Source organism: Ligilactobacillus pabuli, from assembly GCF_022836475.1.
Lineage (GTDB): Bacteria > Bacillota > Bacilli > Lactobacillales > Lactobacillaceae > Ligilactobacillus > Ligilactobacillus pabuli.
In genome coordinates this window covers 1-25,502 of the sequence record NZ_BQXH01000024.1, presented here as the reverse complement: position 1 = coordinate 25,502, position 25,502 = coordinate 1, and the positions used below count along the sequence as shown (strand labels likewise).

General features: G+C 41.8%; 18 protein-coding genes, 19 tRNA genes, 1 riboswitch and 1 other annotated feature. Of the genes, 5 read left to right on the top strand and 32 right to left on the bottom strand.

Annotation, left to right across the window (positions count from 1 at the left end):
- The 8 genes from pglX to LPAF129_RS09870 all read right to left on the bottom strand — a co-directional run.
- Positions 1 to 2,016, bottom strand: a 2,016-nt coding sequence (gene pglX, locus LPAF129_RS09905; RefSeq protein WP_244056760.1) for a BREX-1 system adenine-specific DNA-methyltransferase PglX, incomplete at its 3' end; no start/stop codon positions are given.
- Between the two features lie 13 nt (positions 2,017 to 2,029).
- Positions 2,030 to 5,695, bottom strand: a complete 3,666-nt coding sequence (gene brxC, locus LPAF129_RS09900) for a BREX system P-loop protein BrxC (protein WP_244056757.1) — start codon at positions 5,693 to 5,695, stop codon at positions 2,030 to 2,032.
- Positions 5,696 to 5,718: 23 nt separating this feature from the next.
- The gene (locus tag LPAF129_RS09895; RefSeq protein ID WP_244056754.1) at positions 5,719 to 6,294 is read right to left on the bottom strand and encodes a DUF1788 domain-containing protein; all 576 of its coding nucleotides are present in this window, start codon (positions 6,292 to 6,294) and stop codon (positions 5,719 to 5,721) included.
- Between the two features lie 6 nt (positions 6,295 to 6,300).
- Positions 6,301 to 6,897 (bottom strand): DUF1819 family protein, encoded by a 597-nt coding sequence (locus LPAF129_RS09890; protein ID WP_244056752.1) that lies wholly within the window; start codon positions 6,895 to 6,897, stop codon positions 6,301 to 6,303.
- A 145-nt stretch (positions 6,898 to 7,042) separates the two neighbouring features.
- A complete protein-coding gene (locus LPAF129_RS09885; protein ID WP_244056747.1) occupies positions 7,043 to 8,170 on the bottom strand; it encodes a DUF6287 domain-containing protein in 1,128 nt (375 codons plus the stop codon).
- A gap of 57 nt (positions 8,171 to 8,227) precedes the next feature.
- Positions 8,228 to 8,410 (bottom strand): hypothetical protein, encoded by a 183-nt coding sequence (locus LPAF129_RS09880; protein ID WP_244056745.1) that lies wholly within the window; start codon positions 8,408 to 8,410, stop codon positions 8,228 to 8,230.
- Positions 8,411 to 8,435: 25 nt separating this feature from the next.
- On the bottom strand, positions 8,436 to 8,837 hold the full coding sequence (locus LPAF129_RS09875; RefSeq protein ID WP_244056743.1) for a hypothetical protein: 402 nt from the start codon (positions 8,835 to 8,837) through the stop codon (positions 8,436 to 8,438).
- Between the two features lie 131 nt (positions 8,838 to 8,968).
- Positions 8,969 to 10,630, bottom strand: coding sequence for a putative polysaccharide biosynthesis protein (locus LPAF129_RS09870; RefSeq protein WP_244056741.1), 1,662 nt, complete (start codon positions 10,628 to 10,630; stop codon positions 8,969 to 8,971).
- 241 nt (positions 10,631 to 10,871) lie between these two features.
- Here LPAF129_RS09870 and LPAF129_RS09865 point away from each other — a divergent pair, with 241 nt between their 5' ends.
- Both LPAF129_RS09865 and LPAF129_RS09860 read left to right on the top strand, forming a co-directional pair.
- Positions 10,872 to 11,648, top strand: a complete 777-nt coding sequence (locus LPAF129_RS09865) for an NADP-dependent oxidoreductase (protein WP_244056739.1) — start codon at positions 10,872 to 10,874, stop codon at positions 11,646 to 11,648.
- Positions 11,630 to 11,866 (top strand): zinc-binding dehydrogenase, encoded by a 237-nt coding sequence (locus LPAF129_RS09860; RefSeq protein ID WP_244056737.1) that lies wholly within the window; start codon positions 11,630 to 11,632, stop codon positions 11,864 to 11,866. The genes LPAF129_RS09865 and LPAF129_RS09860 overlap by 19 nt, the downstream gene beginning before the upstream one ends.
- A gap of 101 nt (positions 11,867 to 11,967) precedes the next feature.
- Here LPAF129_RS09860 and LPAF129_RS09855 read toward each other — a convergent pair whose 3' ends face one another.
- Complete coding sequence (locus tag LPAF129_RS09855; protein WP_244056735.1) at positions 11,968 to 12,546, bottom strand: TetR/AcrR family transcriptional regulator; 579 nt, start codon at positions 12,544 to 12,546, stop codon at positions 11,968 to 11,970.
- Between the two features lie 113 nt (positions 12,547 to 12,659).
- On the opposite strand from LPAF129_RS09855, the gene LPAF129_RS09850 reads away from it, so the two are divergent.
- Positions 12,660 to 13,448, top strand: a complete 789-nt coding sequence (locus LPAF129_RS09850; protein WP_244056733.1) for a hypothetical protein — start codon at positions 12,660 to 12,662, stop codon at positions 13,446 to 13,448.
- Positions 13,449 to 13,618: 170 nt separating this feature from the next.
- Here the strand turns inward: LPAF129_RS09850 and LPAF129_RS09845 are convergent, their stop codons facing one another.
- Complete coding sequence (locus LPAF129_RS09845) at positions 13,619 to 14,713, bottom strand: lipocalin-like domain-containing protein (RefSeq protein ID WP_244056730.1); 1,095 nt, start codon at positions 14,711 to 14,713, stop codon at positions 13,619 to 13,621.
- A gap of 119 nt (positions 14,714 to 14,832) precedes the next feature.
- Here LPAF129_RS09845 and LPAF129_RS09840 point away from each other — a divergent pair, with 119 nt between their 5' ends.
- Both LPAF129_RS09840 and LPAF129_RS09835 read left to right on the top strand, forming a co-directional pair.
- Entirely contained in the window at positions 14,833 to 15,426 is a 594-nt protein-coding gene (locus tag LPAF129_RS09840; RefSeq protein WP_244056728.1) for a TetR/AcrR family transcriptional regulator, read from the top strand.
- Between the two features lie 82 nt (positions 15,427 to 15,508).
- Positions 15,509 to 16,072 carry a DapH/DapD/GlmU-related protein gene (locus LPAF129_RS09835; protein ID WP_244056726.1) on the top strand — a complete coding sequence of 188 codons (564 nt, stop codon included), beginning with the start codon at positions 15,509 to 15,511 and terminating at the stop codon, positions 16,070 to 16,072.
- A gap of 78 nt (positions 16,073 to 16,150) precedes the next feature.
- Here the strand turns inward: LPAF129_RS09835 and leuS are convergent, their stop codons facing one another.
- From leuS to LPAF129_RS09725, 22 genes are all read right to left on the bottom strand, one after another.
- Positions 16,151 to 18,565 (bottom strand): leucine--tRNA ligase, encoded by a 2,415-nt coding sequence (gene leuS, locus LPAF129_RS09830; RefSeq protein WP_244056724.1) that lies wholly within the window; start codon positions 18,563 to 18,565, stop codon positions 16,151 to 16,153.
- Between the two features lie 70 nt (positions 18,566 to 18,635).
- Positions 18,636 to 18,838: a binding site (T-box leader), on the bottom strand.
- Positions 18,839 to 18,891: 53 nt separating this feature from the next.
- Positions 18,892 to 21,039 carry a LysM peptidoglycan-binding domain-containing protein gene (locus LPAF129_RS09825; protein ID WP_244056721.1) on the bottom strand — a complete coding sequence of 716 codons (2,148 nt, stop codon included), beginning with the start codon at positions 21,037 to 21,039 and terminating at the stop codon, positions 18,892 to 18,894.
- 207 nt (positions 21,040 to 21,246) lie between these two features.
- The gene (gene metK, locus LPAF129_RS09820; RefSeq protein WP_244056719.1) at positions 21,247 to 22,437 is read right to left on the bottom strand and encodes a methionine adenosyltransferase; all 1,191 of its coding nucleotides are present in this window, start codon (positions 22,435 to 22,437) and stop codon (positions 21,247 to 21,249) included.
- A riboswitch (SMK box riboswitch) is annotated at positions 22,435 to 22,521 on the bottom strand. (Overlaps the previous gene by 3 nt.)
- Positions 22,522 to 23,706: 1,185 nt before the next feature.
- Positions 23,707 to 23,780 (bottom strand) — tRNA-Asp (locus tag LPAF129_RS09815).
- A 6-nt stretch (positions 23,781 to 23,786) separates the two neighbouring features.
- Positions 23,787 to 23,860 (bottom strand) — tRNA-Met (locus LPAF129_RS09810).
- A 21-nt stretch (positions 23,861 to 23,881) separates the two neighbouring features.
- A tRNA-Glu gene (locus tag LPAF129_RS09805) sits at positions 23,882 to 23,953 on the bottom strand.
- A 9-nt stretch (positions 23,954 to 23,962) separates the two neighbouring features.
- Positions 23,963 to 24,050 (bottom strand) — tRNA-Ser (locus tag LPAF129_RS09800).
- 2 nt (positions 24,051 to 24,052) lie between these two features.
- Positions 24,053 to 24,127: transfer RNA gene (locus LPAF129_RS09795), tRNA-Ile, on the bottom strand.
- Between the two features lie 23 nt (positions 24,128 to 24,150).
- Positions 24,151 to 24,221: transfer RNA gene (locus LPAF129_RS09790), tRNA-Gly, on the bottom strand.
- A 13-nt stretch (positions 24,222 to 24,234) separates the two neighbouring features.
- A tRNA-Phe gene (locus tag LPAF129_RS09785) sits at positions 24,235 to 24,307 on the bottom strand.
- A gap of 37 nt (positions 24,308 to 24,344) precedes the next feature.
- Positions 24,345 to 24,418, bottom strand: a tRNA-Asp gene (locus tag LPAF129_RS09780).
- A gap of 3 nt (positions 24,419 to 24,421) precedes the next feature.
- Positions 24,422 to 24,495 (bottom strand) — tRNA-Met (locus LPAF129_RS09775).
- Positions 24,496 to 24,505: 10 nt separating this feature from the next.
- Positions 24,506 to 24,595: transfer RNA gene (locus LPAF129_RS09770), tRNA-Ser, on the bottom strand.
- A 40-nt stretch (positions 24,596 to 24,635) separates the two neighbouring features.
- Positions 24,636 to 24,709: transfer RNA gene (locus LPAF129_RS09765), tRNA-Ile, on the bottom strand.
- 17 nt (positions 24,710 to 24,726) lie between these two features.
- Positions 24,727 to 24,800: transfer RNA gene (locus tag LPAF129_RS09760), tRNA-Met, on the bottom strand.
- A gap of 16 nt (positions 24,801 to 24,816) precedes the next feature.
- A tRNA-Pro gene (locus tag LPAF129_RS09755) sits at positions 24,817 to 24,890 on the bottom strand.
- A 6-nt stretch (positions 24,891 to 24,896) separates the two neighbouring features.
- Positions 24,897 to 24,970, bottom strand: a tRNA-Arg gene (locus tag LPAF129_RS09750).
- 22 nt (positions 24,971 to 24,992) lie between these two features.
- Positions 24,993 to 25,078: transfer RNA gene (locus LPAF129_RS09745), tRNA-Leu, on the bottom strand.
- Between the two features lie 12 nt (positions 25,079 to 25,090).
- A tRNA-Gly gene (locus LPAF129_RS09740) sits at positions 25,091 to 25,162 on the bottom strand.
- A 5-nt stretch (positions 25,163 to 25,167) separates the two neighbouring features.
- Positions 25,168 to 25,240, bottom strand: a tRNA-Thr gene (locus LPAF129_RS09735).
- A 71-nt stretch (positions 25,241 to 25,311) separates the two neighbouring features.
- Positions 25,312 to 25,384, bottom strand: a tRNA-Lys gene (locus LPAF129_RS09730).
- Between the two features lie 8 nt (positions 25,385 to 25,392).
- Positions 25,393 to 25,465 (bottom strand) — tRNA-Val (locus LPAF129_RS09725).
- Positions 25,466 to 25,502: the final 37 nt, after the last annotated feature.

Sequence of the window (25,502 nt, the reverse complement as noted above, 5' to 3'; positions counted from 1 at the left end):
AACTAAATCTTCCATTTTTGTACCATTCACAAAATCTTGAATTAAATTATCTGAGGCCCAGTACGCTATTGGGCTACTCGGAATATTAACGAATTTTGCTTGATTTGAACGATATAAATATTTGCATTTAGGATTTTCTATTGCTTCAAGTACTTTTTGTTTTTGAACTTCCATACCACCTTTAAAATCAGATAGTCTGAGATAAACGCCGTTACTGTTATTATTACGAGTATTTTTGATAACGAAAGTATTAATTGGAACAGTTGCTTCTTCAAAAGCTGAGTACTCTAATTGAATTAAACTAGATATTTTTTTGTTATCAAGTAGATATGTTCTTAAGTCCTCGTATGATTTAATGAACATCCAAACGAAAGGGGTCATGAAGGCAGCATAACCATCTTCCGTGATTATATTCGAGTTGTGATAGATAAAAACAGAGAACAGATCCTTTGAATAGTTTTTGTAGTTTTGTTTCAAATATTTCTTGAAATCAGCATCAAACTTATTCATGTATGGTGGATTTGTTACTGCAACATCATATTTTTTAACTAACTGCTTGGCTAAATCAAGGACTCTAAGTACTTTTTGCTTTTCTTGATTTAAATTATAAATTCCCAAATCATCGTTAACTTGATGTTGTTTAACAAAACTATACAGTTGTTCTATATTTGCAATTTGAGGAATTTTTAACACTGCACCAATTTCTGAAGCATTAGAAAACAAGGTAACTAATTCACTGACCTGTTCTCCTAAATCAGAATTTTCAACGCAAAGATCAGCAAAAAATTCGTCTGAAATATCATCTGTATCTTCAAAGCAATACAAGTTAGGAGATACTTCTCGACCAAATGCTCGCCTATCATATTGTCTGAATTTCATCATTAAAGCAAAGTATGAAAGCTGGTAAGCGCGCCGGTCAATGTCCATCCCAGATAAATTGTTTTCCAGAATTAGTTTGGCCGCTTCCCTGCTAGAATAGCCTTGTTCTTTGTAAAAATCCATGAATACATCAAATGCATAAACAAGAATATGACCGGAACCCATAGCATTATCAATAAGGGAATATTTAGTTAAGTCTTTAGCATCATCAATAGTTTCTATTTCTTCAGGAAGTAAATATTCTAATTTTTGAGCCATCTTACTATCAGGATGACGTTCAAGATAATACTTTCCTAAAGAGTTATCAACCATGTACCTAACGACCCAATCAGTCGTAAATAATTGAGTAGCTGCTGGAATGTCCCTTTTTTGGACAGCACCTCCAGTAATATTAACAACTTTATCATGTGGTTCAGTATTATAGTACTGGTACAACCACCCAATGATTTCAACTTGACCTTCTTTTTTAACGTCAAAATATTCTTCGGGAACTTCGGTAGCTAGGTCTTTAATGACACCTGAATTATACTTGGGTGTGAACAATAATTTCATGTAATCAGATGTCTTTTCAAACAAGCCTGGCAGAATCTGATTTAAAGCATCCACCTGCTTGTTAAACAGCATTTGATACATTTGGTCCATATCATAGCCCCGACCTGTCTGTTTGGCTTTGGCAACCAATTTTGCCTGTTCCGGAGAATATCCACCTAAGTCTTCAATTAAATCTTCATCCTGAGCGTAAAAGATAATGTCAGGGTCTACCCGCCCCTCTTCACTAGATAGGACTCTAACCCGACTTGGTAAATAATCATTAACTTCCATAAAACGGATCGCAATAATTCTGTTAAACCAAGTATAGGCAACTTCTTCAACTGTATCCGCAAAAGCGGTTGACCAATCCGTTTTTTTACTGCGGTCATTTAACAAACGTACTAATTCAGCACGCCATTCAATTTTTTTGCCTGTAATCCCTTGACTGTTTGCATCACCATAAAACTTAATTTCATTAGTCGAACTAGCCAACTCTTCTTTAGCACCATCTTCATTAATCCCCAAAAGGTTAGCTTCGTTCGTAACTTGCTCAATTAAATCTTGTCGTGCCTTGATCGCAAATTTTTTGATAATATTTTTATCCATCTTTATCCTCACATTATAAGATATTCAACGTGTCAACATCTTTTAGATCATCCTTGAGTTGACGACCAATTTTCTCCAAAAAATCATCTATTTCTTCTTCACTCTTAAAGCTAATCATTTCATGATTAATTTCATTCCAACTAACGGATTTCAAGCGATTTTGCTTTGGGGTAGGTTTAGCGGGAGCAACGATTCGTTTAGGAGTAACTTTAGTAGGGTCATCACCTTCTACTACTTCTGGTGGTGTTACTACTACCTCTCTTGTTTTTCTGTCAATCTCTTTGACAAAACCATCGTAAATAGCGTTAATTGCATTTACGCCTAGTAAGACATTACTTAGTTTTCCATTATTTGAATCATCGCGTACATCATCATCTTTTTGCTTGAATTTACTCTCAATTTTCTCTAAGAATTGTTGATTGATAGTACTTTCAAAATTAGCCATTTCCAAATGCGATAAAATTAATGTTTTCTTTTGAGCACTATTTTCCTGATATTTAGCCCACTGTTGATCAATGTAATCACTAAATTGTTTAGCAAACTCTGAATGAAGCTCCTTGAGTTTAGGCAACGAGTCTTTCGGGTTATCTTGACGCATCAGACTTTTTTCTTCTTCAATTATTTGTCGAATTTCATCGTCTTCGGTTAATAAAGAACTAACTTGCTCAAAGTTTTTAAGATCTCCTAAAGACCAATTCCAAATCTCTCTTCTCGAAGCATCACGGTAAAATTCATCAATTCCACGGTCTTCAATTTCACTCAACCAGTCATCAAAGTCATCCATTTTTCTACCAATTACATCAAAGAACGTTTCATGTTTAATGGCAACTTGTAAACCTTCATAGAGATTGATACCTTGCTCCAGATATCTATTTCCTGGTAACTTTGGATTCTTTGCAAAATTCTCAAGTTGAGCAATTTTTTGAGTGATTTCATCATTTAAGATACTCAAAATTTTTTCATCAGAAGTCTCATTTTTTATTGCTGCTTCTCTTTTTAGAATGTCTTTGGCAAATTCTTTAGCTTCCTTAATTTGCTTTGGATTAATCTTCTTTTTAGACTGAAAACTCAACTTATCAAGATATGTTTTCTTGGTAAAGTATCCAACAGCAACTCTTGGATTTTTTCTAGCTTCGGGAGCACTATACTTTTCTCCGTTAACTTCTGCTCGCAGTTCACCATCAACAAACAGTTTGGCAACTATCCATTCCACGTCTTCCGCTGTAAAGTGATATGGTAACCGCCCAAAAGTATCGATTAAAGTTCGTAAAGTTATTTTACCAGTTGAACCCACACTAGTAGCAATCTTGTCTGCTACTTCCCCAACTGCCTTCTTATTTTCTTGTTCATCAACTAACTCAGTCTCTTCTTTGAACAAGTCACTAATATCTTTTTCACCTTTTGCCGCATCAATATTTGGCAAACTTCGATAAATGTCATCGATTAGCAATTGTTGTGCTTCAGCCAACGTATTTGAGAAATCCTTTTGTTTATCTAGCTTGACGCCATTAACATAAATATCACTATTCTCTAAAGCTGTTTGGATAAAGTTTCTGGCAGAATCAATTAATTGTTGGCGTTCTTCTGATTTACTTGCAATAATTTGTTGTTGTCGTTGATCAGCCTCATTATGTGTCCGCTGTAGAAACTTTCTAATCTGAGTAGCACGTTTCAAATAGTTAAGATAATCATTATCCACTGGCATATCAATGACTACACGTGGGCTATCAGGATTGATTGAAATCCTTTTTAATTCAGCTTCTTGTCGATGATAGGTTATATCATTAGCTGAATAAACACATAAAGACAATTCATCCTGTGTTGCGCCTACTGGTACATCATCAATATAGCGGTTAAACTTGAAAACATACCTTCCTTTTAAACGCGGATACGTATAGGTTGAAGAAATAACTTTATCTAAGAATATAAACTCTGAACCCAGAGTCTTTGATAACTCACTATCAGTAACCTCTTCATTCTTAATTTCCTTGTTAATGTCTTGTTCCGCATCCGTCAAGAACTCATAAGTATCTAAGTTCTTCAGAACATAGTCTTGTTTCTCTAACAGTTTTAAAGCATCCTGAATCTGATTTTCAAGTTCTTGCCGGTCTTCATCGATCGAGGTGAGCAATAATGTCGTCAAATTATTTAAATTAGACTTAAAATTATCCACATACTTAACCATAAACAAGGTCTTCAAAACCTGGACTGCAAAAGGATTCTTGACCTGTTTAGGATTTACCACATTATCATCTTCTGCACGTTCAATGACTAGTTTATGGTTATGATCTAGAAATTGTGCCAAACCTTCGAAAAATTGACTGAACGGAATTAATGCGCCCACTTCTTTGTCTTGATAACTTTCAGCTGCTTCCTGGAAGGTTGCTAACATCGAACGTTCCCCTTCAGACAAATGCTTACCATCAGACCCATGCAACCGAATTGCATTTAAGGAATCTTGCAATAAATGAAATTGATATGGCACAAATGGATAGTTTTCTGCAAAACTCTGTTCAGAATCGTACTTCTGTCGCTGAATTCCTTCTTGAAAATCAATTTTATTATTAATATTATGTTGTTGCTCTTGATAAATTTGTTCCAACCGTTGCTGTGCTGAGTCGTTTTTAGCAAGAATTCTCTTTTTAATAACTTCATCGACATTAGCTGAGCTCATTGAAATCCTTGTTTTAAATCTACCCTGAATTTTTGAGAAATCTTGTCCATTGATACTACCATCAACCACCTCATCAATGGCCTGTTGTGAAGTAACAATCACCCATGCTTTCCCTTGTACCTGTGCACCTAATTCTTCTACAATAGTTTGCAGGTTAAGCATCCGATTAACATCGCTACCAATAAACTGACCGACTTCATCAACTAAGAAGACCACATGACGATTGTCACCTTTTTTAGCAACGTAATCACTCACTCTTTTAGCAAATTCTTCAATCGTAATTTGATAGGGATTCTTTAACTCATCCATATAACCTTGGGCATTTTCTTCACTCATGTACCCAATTTCAACCAATGCCTTTTTAATAGTTCCTTTTTGCAATTTGTAATGGTTGACACCTTCTGCCCATGTCATTCCTTTGCCTCTGGCATTAGTGAGTTCATAGAATTTTTCCTTGAAGGCTTCAAATTGGCCAGCTTCATCTAATTCTTTCTCTAAATCAGCAATGTATGGGCTCACAGTTGAGTAGCCCTGCATTTCATTAAAAACATTCAAGAACACATGTAGAATCGCATTTTGATCATGACCTGAGTTACTACCAGCTTTAGAATCAATATTAAATAAGATCACATCTGTTGGAACTTGAGCTGCGATTTCAATTTGGTTCATAACAAACGGATCATCAATTTTTTGGTCATCCTTAAAGTACTCAATTGCTGGTTTTCCAGCGACATCCTCATTTTTTAACAGATAAGATAGGATTTTAAGGAAGTGAGATTTACCTGAACCAAAGAAACCGTCGATCCAGACACCCATATTATCCGTATAACCATTAATGCCCTTTTGATAAGCTTCAAAAAGACTCGCAAAATGCTTCTGTAATTCCTTGGTAACAACATATTCTTCTAATTCTTGTTTCCTAACGGCGTCCTCAATTTGACCAACCTTGACAACACCCTTAATTTCACGATTAATTGATTTTGCAAATATTTCATTAATTTTCATTATGTATCTTCCCCCTACTTAAATTAAATTGGAAATGCTCGATAATAATTATTGTCAGCTACTTCAGCAAAAGCTTTTAAGCTCAAGCCATCGTATTCACCTGGATAAAACATAATCACTGGATACTCATCAATCACCTGCGTCATCGTATTTAGGATCGTATGCGCCCGTAATAGTGGAAATACTTGTCCAATCCCAGTCAAAAAGATGATTGTCTGTTCGTCAGTTAATCTTTCTTTGACATACTTAACGATTAAATTTTCGTTTTCAGTCATTTCCAAGATGTTGTTAATTTGAAGAGCGACTTCATCAATACCCTCTTCTTTTTCCATGTCTTCAAATGCTTCACGATAATCAAACTGATCAATAATCTGTAGCATAATTTCAAAAATGTTGAATTCTTGAATTTTAAAACCGCTAGTTGCAATAGTTAGATCATTTTTCATTTCTTTAATATATTCCCTAACCACAAGTTCTTGACTAGCATCATAAGAAAAGACATAATAGCCAACCTCATTTGAAAGACCTGCATTCTCTTGAAAGTCATTATTTTGCATCTTTTCCCTTAGCTTCCCGAATTTGTCATTAATCTTGCTCATTTTCCTTTACCCTTTCAAAGAACTTAGCTCATAATCTAGTTTTTCATCCTTCATTGTCTGAACTAAACGATCATCAAGAAAGATTGGTGTCACTTTATCTGAAACACCATTATTTTCACTCATTACCAATCCGGTTTCACGCACAAAGGTTTTAAAACAGCCTTTTAACCGGTGAATGGTTTGTGATGTCCAACCAGCAACCTGCTCGCTTTCACCTTGTTTTTCTGTCAAAAAAGCTTGAATTTCTGAATCATCCAAGCGCATATCTCCTAGAATCAGTTCGTCTCGGTACACTTCATACATAAACTCAGACATCAGTTTACTACAGAGCATGACACTCAGAAAATCTACCACTTTTTGATTAGTTACATCCAACGTTGGATACAAGTCTTTAATACTTTGAGGTAATGCTTCAACTCGATGACCAAGGATCCTAGAAATTTGCCTTGCTCTGGTCGGAGTTTTGGCCTGAAGAACATTTTCATTGTCACTTAATTCGTTAACTTCCGCAATTGTCTTACCTTCTAAAACATAATTCAAATAAATGTTAAATTCATTAAACCATAGGTTATGCGATATGATTGCAGCACTATATTTAGGCATCTAATCACTCCAATCTATTTTTTTGCAATTAAGTTAATTATAGCATTTTGGTCCTTGAAATTTTAATAATTTATCTCCAAAAAAATGGATAAAAAGTGGACACTACCAGTTCGTAATGTCCACTTTCAAAAACCTAGCATTTAACTTATTTGACCCGATAATACACATCTTCTTTTTGGACTAACGTAGCATTATTCTGAGTTTCTACCGCAGTGATTTTTTCCTGCTGCAACTCACTTTGACTCAAATCTTGGAGATCACCGGCTACACCCTGGATCAAAAATGAGATGTAGAGCACTGCCCCTGGCATACCACTCCGTAAGGACATCACCTCTGCAGGATTGTGTTCGACTGCCAGTTTCTGATCATAAGCTGGAACAGTCCCTTCAAAATATGGCACCATTTTTGGAGCACCCTTGCCATCATCTAGCATGGGAATATCTAACTTAAGCCCCATTAGTTTAGCGGCATGTCCCTGATCGTCCACATCCGTGAAGTCAATTTGACCGGCTTTAACCGTTAGTCGTTTACCCTTACCATTTTGCCACTCACCCTTGATCGAGTCATAGTTTCCGGCTTGAATTTGTGCTAAGTCCATGCCATGATCTTGCTTAGCTGTCGTCTGTTGTTCGGTAGTAGCATCCTTTTGGAAGACCTGAGTAAAGCTGTTGTTACTTGTTTGAATTACCAACCTGTCCTTAGCGTTGTCGATTTGTTGTGGCAAATCCGGTCCCCAGTCTTCTGTCGTCATGGCAACGCCCGCAGGATAGAAATTGAAATTCCAGGCAATTGCACCAACGTCAGCGGAAGCACTTAAAATGTTTTTTTCTTCTTCAAAAGTCAGCGTTCCCTCATCACCGTTTTGATCAACTAAAGTGTTGCCTGAAAAACTAGCACCTTCGTTCTTGATTTCAGTTGGTGTGACTGTTAATTGGTGGTCCATTGGTTCCATCCACACATTTCCTTTGCCATCGTGCCGGTTACCTGACTCAGCGACTTCTGACCATTCGCCCAACAAGCTTTGATAAGCACCCTGTTTGATTTGAGCAAAGTCCATCGCTTTCGTCTCTGCTTTAGCTGTATCAGCTTGTTGTGTCACTTTCTGGTGACCAGCTTTTTTCGCTGCTTTTTTCACAGTTTTCTTCTGCTTGACACTGGTTGTTTGACTCGTTTGATCCTTATGAGTCGTCTTCTTTTGTGACGTACAACCGGCAATGCCACCCAGCAGCAACATTAGACTAGTAGCTGTGACCATTCCTTGAACCTTTTTCATCCCTATTTCCCCCAAATTTGCTCATACAAAATCCATGACTGCTCTAATAATTTCCGTTTATGCCAAACGTTTGGCGCGTTTCAGTTCTCTTTTTAATTTTCTTTTGAGCCTTTTCGCCTGTTTTCTGGCTACTTTCTGGTCCTTAGGTGTTGCAATTGTCTTTTCCAAAGCATAGCCGGCAATTCCACCCGCCAATAACATCAAGCCACTAAGAGCTGCTAGTTGTTTCAAATTATTCATCTGTAATTCCCCCAATTTCTAAATTTTACCTTGCATTAACCCCATACACATAGGCCACGTAACAGGCAAAATCACCCAGCCGTTTTCTTTCCTGAACTGGATCAAGCGCTAATTTGTCAAACCAGTCAGTTGGTAAATCTAACCGTGCCAATTGCCGTCTCACAATAGTTAACGTTAAGATCACGTTATCATGCTCACTAGTCCGTTGGTCATCGATTGCCCCCTTTTGTTTGGCACTCAACAACAACCAGCGACCACGTCTAGCCGCGTATGTGACACAAGCATCCAAGAAACTCTCCCAGTCACTAGCGACCTCGCGTCCCGCAACTTCAACTAAACCGACTAACTCGGTATAAATCTGGTCAGCAGCCGCAAAGGTCAAGCCACTCTTGTGCTTGGTAAAATCTTGATAAGTATAAAGTTCCAAATGATCTCCCCCATTTTTCCTCAGTCATCAGGTTGAAGCCAACAATTAATACGCTTTCAATTATAGCATAATTACTTTTTTAGTTAATAAAAAACGGACCCTGTTTTTCAACAAGCTCCGTTCTAATTTTACTATTTGATGTGCAAAACATGCCGTAAGGAACCAGCGCGACTGCCTAAGACTTTATCAGCGACCCGTGTCTTTAAGGTCAACCAGGCATAGACATAAGCACCGCCGCCCACCGCTAAGATGAGCACGACTACTGACATTAACCGGCTGAACTTGTTTAAGAACAAGCCCGCCCCAAAGACGATCGCTAAGACTACGATAAACATCAGCAGTGAAAAGACCATCATCTGGTTAAAAGTCTTCAACAGCCGTTTAAGGTCTAAGCCAAAACGGAAGTAGACAAAACGCAACATTAAGTAGGAGGAAACCAACGTCCCGATCCCAGTTGCTAAAACTGGACCATACCCATGCAGCCACACGGTCAATGGCACCTGTAAGACTAATTTGATCAGCAAACCAACGATCGTTAACTTGATCGCCATACGATTAGCGTAGACCCCTTGCAAGACTGCTGACATCAAGGAGAACAGCCCCAAAGCCAAAGCAGTATAGGCTGAAACACTCATGATAAAGATGCCCAAGTGGTCGTAAGAATAAAACAAGACGTAGAGTGGTCGAGCCACCGCTGCCATTCCTAACGCAGCTGGTAACATAATAAACAAGAAGAGTTCTAAGGTATCCGTGATCTGATCACGAGTCCCTTCCTGGTCGCCAGTCGTGACTGACTCTGACAAGAGCGGAATGGCTGTGGAAGCCATCGCGATCGCCAACGAGACGATGATCATCACTAATTTGTTAGCGTTACCCGCAAATAAAGCATACTGAGCGTTGATACTATCCAGACTAAAGTTAGTCACCCACTGCATAATGGGCTGGAAAGTATACTGGTCAAATAAGTTGTACAAAGTCATCGAGATACTGACAAAAATAAATGGGATCGACTGGTAGACGATCTCCTTGACCAGCTGGCCATCAGAAACTTCCAAAACATTCGCACTTTGCTCAGCCAAATGGTCATAGCTGCGCTTCTTGCGTAAGTAATACCACAGTAACATCAACAGTCCGCCAATTGCCCCGAAAAAAGCTCCTAAGGTCGAATGAACGACCCCTTTTTCATAGGGACCATTGAAGACTTTCATGATCATGTAAGTCGCTGCCAACATGTAAACGATGCGGACAACTTGTTCGATCAGCTGAGAAATCGCTGAGGGCGCCATATCTTGGTAACCCTGAAAATATCCCCGGGCTAAACTCATGACGGGGATCAAGATCAACGCGATGGCTAACGACCGGTAAATCGGCACCATCCGCGGATCGCCCTGCGAGATCCACGGTGAGATCCCCCATAAGACTCCCGCCGAGATGATCCCAAAGCCTAACATTAAGATGAAGGTCTTTTTAAACAAGCGGCGACCAACTTGATACTCATTTAATGAATTATAATGGGCGACCTGCTTGGCGACCGCCGACGGGATCCCCGCTGTGGCAATCATGATAAACAAGCTGTAGACCGTGTAGCCCTTGGTATATAAAGCGTTGGCTTGCAGCTTATCTGCACCAAACCAGCCATACCACGGGATAATATAAATTGCTCCTAAAATTCGTGAAAAGATACTGCCGGCAGTCATCCAGGCGGAACCTTTCAACATTTTTTCTTTAGCAGTAGGTTCAGATCCAGCTATATTGAGCTGTTCTTCACTTGACTGGACCTTGCGTTCACTCATTCAAATAAACCTGCTTTCTATGACACTAGTTTTAATTTGTGAATTCAGTACAAAAAAGTACACAAAATCTATTTTATAGAACTTTGTCAGCCTGCGCAATCTTTATCAAAGAAACAATATGAATTTTTAATGATTCTTTACTTGAAAGCACGCAAAAAAACTTAAAAAGACAAAACTTACTCAAAGTTCGTGAAAATGAAGTATACTTTTAGCAATAACTAAAATTACTGGAGGCTGCAAAATGAAAGCAATTGTCAACAAAGGTGCTGGTGATCCACGGCAAATCACCCTAACCGATGTTCCCCAACCTACTCTAGCAGCGGGACAGGTCCTGATTCAAGTCAAGGCTGCTTCAGTCAACATTGTGGACACCCAAGGTTACCAGAACTTTTACCCCACTCAAACTGTCAGCTGGCAAAGTAAACTTTTAGACAAACTATACGTGCACGGTGAAAATAAAATTTTGGGTGCGGATGGTGCCGGGATCGTGACCGCCGTTGGTGCCAACGTTAACTCGCTCAAGGTCGGCGATGAAGTCTGCTTTATTGCTGATGACTATCTCCATGGTGCTTGGGCTGAACTGATCGCAGTTTCTGCCAAAAACGTGGCGCTTAAACCAGCTAACCTCAGTTTTACAGATGATGCGGCCCTACCAACGACTGCGGGAACTGCTTTAGCTGCCCTGAAAAAGGCTCAGGTCCACGCCGGCGAGAAGGTGCTCTTAAATGGTGCTTCTGGCGGGGTCGGCTTATTTGCCCTGCAACTCGCTCAGGCGATGGGCACGATCGTCACTGCCGTAGTGAGTCCGCGCAATTTCGACTTAGCACGTTTAGCGGGTGCCGCTGAAATTGTCGACTACCATCAAACTAACATTACCAAAAGACCGCACACTAAATTTGACGTCATCATTGGGCTCAACGGCTATCATTCTAGTCATGATAACGCAAGATCCTCCGTTACAACGGCCGCTATGTTGCCATTGGCGGAGTTAAGCAAGTCATGGAAGCCGCTAGTTTAGGTGCGTTGTCCGCGATCGGGCGTCAAAAACAAATTGGGATCACGTCACTATATGCCCTCAAAAATAATTGGCTGCAGGAATTGACCGCCTTTGCCCAAGCTGGACAATTACACCCATACATTGACCAAACTTTTGCTTTCACTGACGCACAAAAAGCAGTCGAATTCGCTGCGACCGAACACTTGCAAGGCAAAGTCGTGCTCCAAGTTGCTGAATAAGTGCTGCGCTAAATAAATTCTCGTTTCCAAATAAAGTGTTCCAGCTCACAGCTGACTTAGAGTCGGCTCAGTGGACTGGAACACTTTTTTCTGCTCAGTTTTTATTTGTCGCTTGGTTTAGTCTCAGCTAATTCCTGAAATCCTGGATTGTAATGATACAATTTCGTAACCAAGCCAATCAATTCTTCAACTGACAGATCTTGGCCGCGGCTGAGCCATAATGAAAACAAATTCAGCGCACTCGTTAAGCGAAATTCTAATAAATATGGCTGGTATTTATTATCCTGCATGGAATCTAGGTGAAAAGCACTTAGATCTAGGCTCTTTTTCAGTTTTTCTGTGAAGTGCACCCGGCCGTATGGTCCCAACAAAGCATTCACTTCTATCGCCCGTTCCTCATAGATTGCCACTAAATCTTCGATCAGATCATGAGGCCGCTCGTCAACGCTTAGCGAATTTCTTTTCTGACTAATATAAGCTAACAGGCTTTCTTCGACCTGTCTTAACAGATCTTCAATATCCAAAAAATACTGGTAAAAAGTTGTCCGATTATAGCCGGCTTTTCTGGTCACGGACTGCACTGTGATCTTCTCGAGCGGATTTTCCCGGTATAAATCACAAAAAGCTGTTAACAGTGCCTGCCGAGTCTCATCAGCTTGGGATTTTGCTTTAGTAACCACTAATCCAACACTTCCTTTCACTTGTGTTGTGGTCTTTTTTGATTTTTGTTGTTATATTAACAGTAGATTACAACATGTTGTTGGATTAGTCAAAATTCAAGGAGGAATTTTTCATGAGTAATGTTAAATATTCTTTCACACTTAACGGTGAAGAATGGAGCAAAACACAATTAGAACGGTTAGAATACGAGAGAAACTTGCACATCTTGCATTCAATGAAGGAACATGGGATCGACATCAAAGACGGTGAAAAGTCACTAACCAACGATGACATTGACTACTTGAGCACTGAAAAAGCCTGGGATGTTTCTATCGATAATCGAGTAAAATACACCGGACAAAAAATTATTGATTTCTATCAGGACTCCTTAAAACGTTCTGATGAAATGTGGCAGAAATTAGGCTTTGATCAAAACAAACCAATGAAAGTTTCACAAACAATGATGAAAGTCAGCGGGATCTCTTTACAAGAATACATGGGCATGATGAAGACCCTGCAAACTGACGAAAAAGTGGGTCTATCAGCTCATCCTGAACACTTTGCCTGCTCAGTTACCTGGGATGATGGTCAAGTTGTTGGGATCGAACCATTCGGGATGTACGGAACACCAAGCCTAGTTGAAGTGAAGATGGTTAAAGATGAAGATTTAAGTGACCAGATCAAGGCCGACAAAAAGGCTGATTATCCAATGGCAATGGCTGGTGAAACCTTCCTGGCCTCTGACGGGAAAACTCCAGTAAACGTTGCCTTCCATCAGTTTAAACCAACGGAAGACGGTTTCGAAGCTATCACAGCGGTTTACTGGCCAGAACATACGCCAAAAGAAATTGTTGACGGTCACTGCTTGCATTTGGCCATGGAATTTTACGGCGGTTTAAAATTAACGGGCAAATTAAACTAAGCTCTTTTACCAATCAATAGCTCACTTAGAGCAGCAAAAAACGGTTGATCGCAATCAAACGCTCAACCGTTTTTTGTACTTCCAATTAACTTACTCCAATCCAAAAACAGCCCCAGCAATTGAAATGCCGGGGCTGTTCTTGTTAAAATTTACCTAAGTTTAGTTGCCGTTTAAACTCCGGCACGTGGGTCTTCTTTACCCATATAGTTATATTCATAGATCATGTCGCCAGCTGACTCGTCAACCTGGTCGCCATCGATGATCTTCAAATCACCTGTTGCGTAATAACGCATATAGACTGGGTTGATCCCCATTTGATCAAAAGCAGCTTTCTGTTGTTCACCGGCATTACCGTACATGTCACGGGTTTCGATTTCATCTTGCCATTTGATCGTAAAGATGACTTTCTTGTCTTCACCCTTGTTTTGGAAGGTATACTTGCTGGTCTTAGGGAATGCCTTACCAGTCGAGTTCGTTTCCAACTCAGAATCTACGGTCACATTGCCGTCTGTCATGAAAGTTACGTGGCCTGTTTCATTGTCTTCAATGCCAAAGAAAGGTACTCTTTCAAAGCCAAAGCGTTCGTTAGAAACAAAGTCATAGATCATGACTGTATATTTGTCAGTATATAGATGACCCCATAACCAATGATGCCAAGCACTCATTGGGTGGATATTCATCCATTGATGATCATGATAGCCTAAACCGCTGACTTCATGTTCTTCACCATCATAAATCAAAGTTCCAGTTACTTTACTCTTAGGGACATTTAAGTCGGTATAATAATATTCATCATTATCTCCGAGAGTGATCACTGCACTATTTCCCTGTCTAAATGGATCAACTAGTGCTTCAAAATGTAGGTCTAAACCAACACCATTGACTGGTTCGAAGTGGATATCATAGTTTTTGAAATCACCGACTACAGTATGCGGACCAAACTTCAAATCACATTTATCAGTCCCGATATGTGATTCCTCACTTGAGTATGACAGAAAATCTTGTTTAGTTTCCCCGTCTGGAGTTGTGATCATCACATTTACGTTCGGTTCGTCCCCTGCTTCACTTAGCTTGTATGGAGACTTAGGACGGAAACCTACCATAAATTTACCGCCGTTATCAAAAATGCCATCAAAGTACCAAACTTCATTATGACCGGCTTCATCTGTATCCCGACGCCCATCTTCCCAAGTTTGAACTTGAGTTGGATCTATTCCTAATTTTTTAAAATCTGCAACTGTATTCATAACACGAACTTTAGCCATTAAAATCGACTCCTTCAAGTTTTTATTATTGTTTACATTTTGTAGTATAATTCCTATAAGGCTAAGCGACAACCAACAAAAATAACCAAAGAGTTTATTATTTCAAGGAGGAGCCCGCTATGACAACAAAAATTGACTTACGCATTAAAAAAAGTACCTATGCGATCAAAACTGCTTTTTGGAAACTACTCTTCCAACAAAGCTTTCAAAAGATCACCATCAAACAGATCTTACTGGAAGCCCAGGTCAACCGCGCCACTTTTTATAAGTATTTCGCCGATAAATATGACCTGTTAGATAGTGTTGAACAAGATCTATTAACGGAATTTGAACATTTGACACAACAAATTTCTACTCCGTTATTACACAACGATACTGACGTCAGTGAGCTCAATGTCTACTATCAGCAATCAGTCCAATACATTTATACTAATAGCACAAAATTTTCAGCCTTGTTGAAACCTAGCGGTGACCCGGAATTTATCAAAAAGCTGATTGCCACGGACCAGAAAATTTGGCAACAGAAAAACTTAGTGCCAAAATCATCAATTCCGGAACATTACGCAACTGCCGCCATGATTGGAATGGCAACTAGTTTGATCACCGAGTGGGTCAATTCCGATTTTCACGAATCCCCCCAGGAATTTAGTGTGATCATGCGTAAAATCGTAACACCGCTCTTATCTGAACAGTCGTTTTTCAAAAAAAATTAGTTCGCCAAATTCTTTTAATTTGCTGTTTGGAAGAATTGGCCTGATTCTAAGGAACTAAATCAACCAAGGAGGACGAGCACTCATGGCAGAGATTATTTTACCCGAATTAATCAATGGCGGAAAAATCGAATTTTCTGGCCAAATGCAGCACCAAGTCGATCAACTGGTCGCTGAAACGACCATCAACTTACAACATTTGAATCAGGCAGTCACACTGGCGGACCAACAAGCAGCACTGGCACAGATCTTACGTGCTCCTGTTCCCGATACTTTGCGCCTCAATCCGCCTTTTCAAGTTGACTTCGGCGCCCACACCTTCATCGGCGAGAATGTTTTTATCAACCGCGACTGTTTATTCATGGACCTGGGCGGCATTTATTTGGCAGACAACGTCTTACTGGGGCCGCGTGTTTCCTTGCTTTCCATGAATCATGGGGAAGCACCTGACCAGCGGCACAACTTAATTTTAAAAGCCATCCACATCAACCAAGGTGCTTGGCTGGGCGCAAACGTTACGGTCTTGCCCGGTGTCACGGTCGGTGAAAATGCCATCGTCGGTGCTGGCGCGGTAGTCACCAAAGATGTTCCCGCGAATTCGATCGTCGCTGGAGTCCCGGCCCAATTTGTCAGGAAAATTCAGCTTTAAGTCCGACAAACTTGTTAAAATCAAGCGGACACAAAAAGACGGCTAGTCTCCTAACCGTCTTTTTTGCTTGCTGTCAGCTTATTTGCCAACCACAATATTCACTAATTTATTTGGTACAGCAATGACTTTCTTGATTTCTTTACCAGTCAAAGCTTCTTGAACCTTTTCATCCGCCAAAGCGAGTTCTTGCATGGCATCACGACTAGTATCACGCGCAATATCCAAGTGTTGACGCACTTTACCGTTAACCTGAACGACGATTTGAACAGAGTCATCAACTAACTTCGTTTCATCGTAAGTTGGCCACTGAGCGTAAGTGATCGTGCCAACATGACCCAATTTAGACCAGAGTTCTTCGGCAATATGCGGTGTCAATGGTGCGATCAACTTCACTAAGCCTTCCATGTATTCCAATGGCAAGGAGTCTTGTTTGTAAGCTTCGTTAACAAAGACCATCAAAGTTGAGATCCCAGTATTGAAGTGCAAAGCCGTGAAGTCTTCAGTCACTTTCTTGACCGTCTGGTTGTAAACTTTATCTAACTTATGGTCGTTGATCGTCGTGACCCGGTCACGCAAAGCATCTTCATCATCGATCAACAAGTTCCAGATCCGTTTGATAAACTTGTGTGCCCCACTCAAACCATTTTCACTCCAGGCAATGGAAGCATCCAATGGTCCCATGAACATTTCATATAAGCGCAAAGTATCGGCACCATATTGTTCGACGATATCATCAGGGTTGACCACGTTACCCTTGGACTTCGACATCTTTTCATGGTTGTCGCCCAAGATCATGCCCTGGTTGACTAACTTCTGGAATGGTTCCTTAGTTGGCACAACACCCAAGTCATACAAGAATTTATGCCAGAAACGAGCATACAACAAATGCAAGACCGCATGTTCAGCCCCACCGACATATAAGTCAACTGGCAGCCACTGCTTGAGTTTGTCATAGTCAGCCAGTGCTTCTTCGTTAGTTGGATCAACGTAACGCAAGAAGTACCAAGAACTGCCGGCCCACTGCGGCATGGTGTTAGTTTCACGTTTGCCGTGGCGGCCATTTTCATCAACGACATTGACCCAATCATCTAAGTTGGCCAATGGACTTTCACCAGTCCCAGATGGCTTAATATCAGTTGCTTTTGGCAATAACAATGGTAATTGATCTTCAGGAACTAAGGTCGTTTCGCCATCTTCCCAGTGGATCACAGGAATTGGTTCACCCCAGTAGCGTTGACGAGAGAATAACCAGTCACGCAAACGGTAGTTAACTTTCTTTTCACCGATCTGCTTTTCATTCAACCAGTCGATCATCTTGTCGATTGCTTCTTGTTGACCCAAGCCGTTCAAGAAACCGGAGTTAATGTGCACGCCATCGCCCACATAAGCTTCTTTCGTCACGTCGCCGCCTTCAATGACAGGTGTGATCGGCAAGTCAAACTTCTGGGCAAATTCAAAGTCACGGTCGTCATGCGCTGGAACCACCATAATGGCACCTGTTCCGTAGGAAGCCAACACATAATCGGCGATCCAGATCTGGACCTTTTCGCCGTTAGCCGGGTTGATCACGTAAGAACCAGTGAAGACCCCGGTCTTGTTCTTAGCCAAATCTGTCCGTTCCAAGTCAGACTTATGGGAAACTTCTTTGACATAAGCTTCAACGGCTTCTTTTTGGTCAGCAGTCGTTAATTTTTCAACCAGTTCATGTTCTGGCGCCAAAACCATGCAGGCTGCTCCAAAAATCGTGTCTGGACGAGTAGTAAAGACTTCAATTTCTTCGTCTTGGTCAGCAACTTTAAAGCGGATCGAAGCACCAATTGAACGACCGATCCAGTTGCGTTGTTGTTCCTTGATAGCTTCTGGCCAGTCTAAGTCATCTAAGTCGTCGATCAAACGGTCAGCGTAGGCTGTGATCTTCAAGACCCACTGACGCATTGGTTTACGAATGACTGGGAAACCGCCACGTTCAGTTTTGCCATCGATCACTTCTTCATTTGCCACCACAGTCCCTAAATCTGGACTCCAGTTAACAGGAACTTCGTCTTCATAAGCTAAGCCCTTCTTATATAACTGTTCAAAGATCCACTGGGTCCACTTGTAGTAACCAGGATCTGTGGTGTTGATCTCACGCTGCCAGTCATAAGACAAGCCAAGAGACTTAATTTGGCGCCGGAAGTTATCCACGTTAGTCTTCGTAAATTCACGCGGAGAATGTCCGGTATTTAAAGCATACTGTTCAGCGGGCAAACCAAAGGCATCCCAGCCCATAGGGTGTAAGACGTTAAAGCCTTGCATCCGTTTCAAACGAGCGATAATATCCGTGGCAGTATAGCCTTCAGGATGACCCACGTGCAGTCCTTGACCTGACGGATATGGAAACATATCTAATGCATAGTAGTTCTTTTTATCAGGATCTTCCGTTGTTTTGAAAGTCTGTTGTTCTTCCCAATATTTTTGCCATTTTTGTTCAATCTGTTGATGATCATAAGCCATTGATCAAATACTTCCTTTCTTAATTAACAAGATAAAAAAAGTCCTATACACTCCCCTAAAGCGGGAACTTGCATAGGACGAATGACTCGCGGTACCACCTAAATTCCGGCATTGCTGCCGACACTTAATTTCATAACGGGAAATACCGTTCTCGTCTACTTAATTCAACAAGAAACTCAAAGGCGAGTTCACACTAACGACCACTACGCTTCCACCAACCGCGTATTCTCTGACCTGCTCATTAGTCCTACTGATCCTTCTCAACGTTAATATTACTCTAACTATAGCAAACCAAATTTTTTTATGCAATAGTTAAATTACTGCTGTTATTTTAAGCGCAGGGTCTGACCGACATAAATTGTGTCGGAGACCAAGTGATTCAAGGCCTTTAACTGGTTGACCGTCAATTGATTGCGCGTGGCGATCCGCCAGAGCGAGTCTTGTTTTTGGACCGTGTAGGTCTTTTGCCCGCTGACTTTGCCAGTAGTCTTGTGGGCAGCCGTGTTAACTGAAACATGCCCTTGGACCTTAAGTTTTTGACCGATATAGATCACACTGCCGGTCAAATGGTTCCATTCCCGCAATTTAGCGATCGTCGTATTATGCGCATTGGCGATCGACCAGAGAGAATCACTTTTCTTAACCACATAAGAGCCTGTTGGTGCACTTGCTTGTGGCTTAGCCGCCTTGTGAGCTGGTTGTTTGTGCTGGTTAGACTGTTTTGCAGGAGCTGTGGCCGCATTAACTTTAAGTTTTTGTCCCACAGTGATCAAGTCAGCACTCAAATGATTAGCTGACTTTAAAGCCCCAACTGACATCTGATGTGCGGTGGCAATCGACCATAAAGAATCACCAGATTTAACCGTGTAAGTCCCAGTACTTGCAGCTGGCTTCTTGGCTGGAGCCTGTGGTTTTGGCGTGTTTTGCACAGTGCCACTCGACTGACCTAAGACCAATTTTTGTCCTTGGTTGATCAAGTTGGAATTCAAATGATTGAACGCTTTGACTTGATCCACTGTTAAATGATGACTGTGCGCAATCGACCATAAGGTATCCCCAGCTTGAACCTGATAAGTAGCGTGGGAAGTTCCAACTGGCTTGGGCTGTGCCGCCGGTTTACTTGGTTGTTGCGGCCGGCTTGGCGTTGACGTCGCTGGTTTGTCGCTGACGACCAAGGTCTGTTCAGCAAAAATAATATCTGACGATAAATTATTCCATTTTCTCAAATTAGGCACAGTTGTCTGGAATTTTTGACTAATAGACCAGAGACTATCCTTGGACTTAACTTTGTAAGTTTGCCCTTTCACCTGCGGTTTAGCCGGTTTGGCCGGCTGACTTGGCTTGGCAGTGTTTTGCGCCGGTTTACTATTGCCGGCGCCATTTACCATTAACTTTTGCCCGACCTGCAAGTCATCGCTAGTTAAATGATTCAGCTCTTTTAGTTGTTGTAATTTCATGCCGTGGTTTTTAGCAATGCGATATAAATTATCGCCCTTCCGCACGGTATAATTGCCGTTTGCCGCATGATTGGCATTATTATTGCCTGTGCTGGTCTGGGTCGGTTGACTCGTTTGCCCAGAATTAGCATTCGGCAAAGTTGTGCTGGTCGATGATCCTGAAGTCTTGCTGTCATATTGTTTCAAACCATAGACGTTGATCACCCGTTGTAAACTCGCAGCGTAACCCGGATCAGTGGCATAAGTTCCGTAGACACCATGTGCGAGGTTGACTGTGGCTTGTTCCACAGTAGCGGCACTCAGGGTCGATTTGGGAAAATGCCCCTGAATTAGGTCCGCATAGCGGTTTAAACTTTCAGCATAACTCGAATAACGTTGGAATTTTGCCATTACTCGGTGAGTTTGACCACCATAATATTCATTGGTTGGCATTTCTACATATTGGCCACTCCCAGACCATTTCACCCCAAAGAGGTTGTTAGCTTGAGTAGACAACAAACTACCGCCCCAACCGCTTTCTAAGCCGGCCTGAGCGATCATCATTGACGCATATAGTCCTCGTTGCTGCGCTACCTGCATCGCTGACTGAGCGATTTGGGCAATAAAACCTTCAGCACTCCCAAAAGTAGTTGGTGCGACCCGTAATAAACTATTTTCATCACTACCCTGAGCTTGAACTGCAGGTCCTTGAACCTGAGTAGATTGGGCACTTGGAGTTGCCTGTGGTGTTGTTTGCTGGGTCGTTGGTGCTTGCTTAGCATTTTGTGCTTGTGGTGTCTGCGTAGTCCCAGCAGTTTGTTGGGTCGCAGTCGCCTGCGCGTTGTGATTCGGATCTCCCTGCCCGTTTTCAACTTGGACAGTCGAATCAGCTAATGCTTTGGTACGATTCAGTCCGACCCCAGCCGTTCCCATCAGGACGGTGGTCCCAATGTATGTAGTGGCCTTTTTAACAGACTTAAATTTTTCAGTAAATTGCAGGGCTTTTTCCTGCTCGATTCTATCTTTTCTCTTCTTCAAATTAATAACCTCCTAAATCAGCGCGATCTCTCGATAAATAAAAAGTGCAACCATTAAGGAAAAAAGCACTTAGAAGTTTTCTCTATTTTTTCTCTATTACTAAATAATAATAAGCAAATTATACCATTGTTTGGGGGTAAAAAGCACCTAATATGTTTATATTAATCAAAAAGGCAGTCTGCACACGTCAGACTGTCTTTTGAAATATTATTTTCCTAATAAATTTTGTAATTCTGTGACTTTATCCGTCTTTTCCCATGGCAGATCAATGTCTGTTCGACCGAAATGACCATAAGCAGCAGTCTGTTTATAGATCGGCCGACGCAAGTTTAACATCCGGATGATTCCTTCTGGACGTAAATCAAAAACCTGACGGACAGCTGGGACTAATTCTTGGTCTTTCAGCTTACCGGTCCCAAAAGTATTCACGGCCACAGAAACTGGCTGTGCCACCCCGATCGCATAAGCTAATTGCACTTCAACTTCTGTCGCAAGACCAGCTGCGACGATGTTTTTGGCAATATAGCGAGCTGCGTAACTAGCTGAACGGTCAACTTTTGTGGCGTCTTTCCCAGAGAATGCTCCACCACCATGGTGCGCATAACCACCATAAGTATCTACGATGATCTTCCGGCCAGTTAAACCAGCATCACCTTGTGGTCCACCGATCACGAAACGACCAGTTGGGTTCACAAAGTATTTCGTTTGGTCATCCAAAAGTTTTGCTGGGATGACTGGTTTGATCACGTGTTCTAAGACATCTTGGCGAATCTGGTCCAAGGTGATCTCAGCTTTATGCTGGGTCGAAACAACGATCGTATCGACTCGATATGGCTGATTTTGTTCATCATATTCCACGGTCACTTGAGCCTTGGCGTCTGGTCCAAGATAGGCCAATTCGCCAGACTTCCGGACCGCAGCGATTTTCCGCATTAATTTATGACTTAACATAATTGGCAAAGGCATCAATTCCGGTGTTTCGCTATTAGCATAGCCAAACATCATTCCTTGATCTCCGGCACCGATCGTATCCAAATCATCAGTGTTACCAGACCGGGTCTCTAAGGACTGGTCCACCCCCTGAGCGATATCTGCCGATTGTTCATCGATTGCGGTCAAAACCGCACAGTTATCACCGTCGAAGCCAAATTCATTATTGGTATAACCAATTTCTTTAATAATTTGGCGGGTCACCTTTTGAATATCGACATAAGCCGAAGTCGAAACTTCACCAACTACAACTACCAAACCAGTGGTAACGGTAGTTTCAACCGCTACACGTGCGTTTGGATCCTGTGCTAACATTGCATCTAAAATACCATCACTGATTTGATCAGCAATTTTATCTGGATGTCCTTCAGAAACGGATTCCGAAGTAAATAAGTGTCTTTCTGACAATTTAATTCCCCCACTATCTTTTAATAATTGGTTACAAGGCATCTTCATTATTATGAATCCTTTCGGGAATGAGTTGTAACTCTCATATTCTAACATATTTCCCGCTAACCGTATACTAGCGTTCGCATTTTGTCAGCAGGAAAATCTTGGGGGTCTTGGTATTAAGCTAGTCCATTCGTCATGATTGTGATTTATTAAACATGGACAGCTTAAAAACGCTGTCGCTTTGATTTCAGCGTTTTAGCGCAAATAAAAAAGACCGTCACAACACGGTCCTTCGACACAAAGTTTCATAAGTCGTTGAGACAGTGTTCCTATCTCTAACATCGAGCTAACATATTACCGTATGTTGGCTCTTTTTCTGTCTCCATTGTAAACTATCTGGCTCGTGATCTCCAATAAATTCCGTTAAATTCGCAAATATTGTGATATAATATACAAGTTAGATATAGTAGCACTGTCTCTCTATTGCTGGTACAAGGATAGAAAGTAGTTGATGGTTAAACATACAACAAGCAGAACTACTATATAGGGTCGGTTGAACTTCTATATCTTAGACTGCTTAGAACGCTTAGGTAGGATGGGTAGAAAGTTATGCAGGTTAAAACATCAAGAAAGAAAAACCTAGATTGCACAAGCATGAGCGGATTCCACGATCACTTCATGAAATGCAGGAACTTTCTGATGGTGTCTGTTACGCATTAATTGCCTCATTCACCATTGTGAGTATTGTTTTGGGTGTCGCTTTTATTTTCGCGTTTTAACGTAAATAAAAAAGACCGTCACAACACGGTCCTTCGGCACAATGTTTTCTAAAAGTCGTTGAGACAGTGTTCCTATCTCTAACATAGGGCTAACATATTACAGTATGTTAGCTCTTTTTCTGTCTTTATTGTAAACTATCTGGCTCGTGATTTCAAATAAATTAGCTGCAATAAAGCAAGCCTGCTTTTTGCTATGTGACCTCAAGTCCTTTAGCAAGATTTCACCTAAGGGATGAGTTCTTTTGCCAAGATTTAAATTTATGACTGCAAAGTATCCTAGCTGCGTCGTGAGACCATGATAGGTCATTCAAAGACCAAAGGCCATAAACTCCCCTTCTCTACCTGCATGTCTGTGAGACGCGCTCAGCCGTCACGTTCACCTTATTGGACCGTTAATTACCCAACTTTGGTGATTGCAGTTAACTACCCACTTTTGTCGTTTAACTGTATTTTAAAACATAAAAAAAACCGTCCCCCGAAAGGAACGGAAAATTTATTTATCACACGGTCCTAGCCGGATTTGAACCGGCGATCTCCTGCGTGACAGGCAGGCGTGATAAACCCCTACACCATAGGACCAAAAAATTGCGGGAGCAGGATTTGAACCTGCGGCCTCCGGGTTATGAGCCCGACGAGCTACCAGACTGCTCTATCCCGCGATAATATAAAATATAAAAAAGTGACCCGTACGGGATTTGAACCCATGTTACCGCCGTGAAAGGGCGGTGTCTTAACCACTTGACCAACGGGTCATAAGATAACGGAGAAGGAGAGATTCGAACTCTCGCGCCGTTTTACCGACCTACACCCTTAGCAGGGGCGCCTCTTCAGCCACTTGAGTACTTCTCCAATGGGCCTAAATGGACTCGAACCATCGACCTCACGCTTATCAGGCGTGCGCTCTAAACCAGCTGAGCTATAGGCCCATTATCCTACGACTAAAGTCGTAAGCGGGTGACGAGAATCGAACTCGCGACAACAGCTTGGAAGGCTGTGGTTTTACCACTAAACTACACCCGCATGTTATAAAAAATGGCGCGGGACGGAATCGAACCGCCGACACACGGAGCTTCAATCCGTTGCTCTACCGACTGAGCTACCGAGCCATTAAAAATGTCATGCATGAGCGAATGCTCACTAAAACGGTCCTAGCCGGATTTGAACCGGCGATCTCCTGCGTGACAGGCAGGCGTGATAAACCCCTACACCATAGGACCAAATTGCGGGAGCAGGATTTGAACCTGCGGCCTCCGGGTTATGAGCCCGACGAGCTACCAGACTGCTCTATCCCGCGATAATAAAAAAGGAGGATAAGAGATTCGAACTCTTGCGTGGTTTTACCCACCTGACGGTTTTCAAGACCGTTCCCTTCAGCCAGACTTGGGTAATCCTCCATGTTATAAAAATTTCATACGTTCAACATCCGTTAAACGATGGACCTTGTAGGACTCGAACCTACGACAGGACGGTTATGAGCCGTCTGCTCTAACCAACTGAGCTAAAGGTCCAAGCTCTAGTATGAAAATCGCGGCAGGGGGGATCGAACCCTCGACCTCCCGGGTATGAACCGGACGCTCTAGCCAGCTGAGCTACACCGCGATAAAAAACATATGAATCGGGAAGACAGGATTCGAACCTGCGACCCCCTGGTCCCAAACCAGGTGCTCTACCAAGCTGAGCTACTTCCCGATTAAATGCACCCAGTAGGAGTCGAACCTACAACCTTCTGATTCGTAGTCAGACACTCTATCCAGTTGCGCTATGGGTGCAAAAAAAATAAAAAAATCAAAATGCCGAGGACCGGAATCGAACCGGTACGGTGATCACTCACCGCAGGATTTTAAGTCCTGTGCGTCTGCCTGTTCCGCCACCCCGGCAGTATTTTGACAAGCGGAAGACGGGATTCGAACCCGCGACCCCCACCATGGCAAGGTGATGTTCTACCACTGAACTACTTCCGCAAAAGTGCCGACTAGACGATTCGAACGCCCGACCCCCTGATTACAAATCAGGTGCTCTACCAACTGAGCTAAGTCGGCAAACTTACTAAAGACAACTTAATTAGTTTACCAAATGAATAACCGCTTGTCAAGGTTATTCATGAAATAAATGAGCCGTGACAGGCTCGAACTGTCGACCCTCTGATTAAAAGTCAGATGCTCTACCAACTGAGCTAACGGCTCAAGATAAATGGAGGATACAGGGCTCGAACCTGTGACCCTCTGCTTGTAAGGCAGACGCTCTCCCAACTGAGCTAATCCTCCATAAACAAAGCGCGGCAACGACCTACCCTCACAGGGG

What these genes read in the sequence shown, in the direction of transcription:
- brxC (WP_244056757.1), bottom strand. Translation starts at nt 5,695, where the DNA reads ATGAAAATTAATGAAATATTTGCAAAATCAATTAATCGTGAAATTAAG.
- LPAF129_RS09895 (WP_244056754.1), bottom strand. Translation starts at nt 6,294, where the DNA reads ATGAGCAAGATTAATGACAAATTCGGGAAGCTAAGGGAAAAGATGCAA.
- LPAF129_RS09890 (WP_244056752.1), bottom strand. Translation starts at nt 6,897, where the DNA reads ATGCCTAAATATAGTGCTGCAATCATATCGCATAACCTATGGTTTAAT.
- LPAF129_RS09885 (WP_244056747.1), bottom strand. Translation starts at nt 8,170, where the DNA reads ATGAAAAAGGTTCAAGGAATGGTCACAGCTACTAGTCTAATGTTGCTG.
- LPAF129_RS09880 (WP_244056745.1), bottom strand. Translation starts at nt 8,410, where the DNA reads ATGAATAATTTGAAACAACTAGCAGCTCTTAGTGGCTTGATGTTATTG.
- LPAF129_RS09870 (WP_244056741.1), bottom strand. Translation starts at nt 10,630, where the DNA reads ATGAGTGAACGCAAGGTCCAGTCAAGTGAAGAACAGCTCAATATAGCT.
- LPAF129_RS09865 (WP_244056739.1), top strand. Translation starts at nt 10,872, where the DNA reads ATGAAAGCAATTGTCAACAAAGGTGCTGGTGATCCACGGCAAATCACC.
- LPAF129_RS09860 (WP_244056737.1), top strand. Translation starts at nt 11,630, where the DNA reads ATGGAAGCCGCTAGTTTAGGTGCGTTGTCCGCGATCGGGCGTCAAAAA.
- LPAF129_RS09850 (WP_244056733.1), top strand. Translation starts at nt 12,660, where the DNA reads ATGAGTAATGTTAAATATTCTTTCACACTTAACGGTGAAGAATGGAGC.
- LPAF129_RS09845 (WP_244056730.1), bottom strand. Translation starts at nt 14,713, where the DNA reads ATGGCTAAAGTTCGTGTTATGAATACAGTTGCAGATTTTAAAAAATTA.
- LPAF129_RS09840 (WP_244056728.1), top strand. Translation starts at nt 14,833, where the DNA reads ATGACAACAAAAATTGACTTACGCATTAAAAAAAGTACCTATGCGATC.
- LPAF129_RS09835 (WP_244056726.1), top strand. Translation starts at nt 15,509, where the DNA reads ATGGCAGAGATTATTTTACCCGAATTAATCAATGGCGGAAAAATCGAA.
- leuS (WP_244056724.1), bottom strand. Translation starts at nt 18,565, where the DNA reads ATGGCTTATGATCATCAACAGATTGAACAAAAATGGCAAAAATATTGG.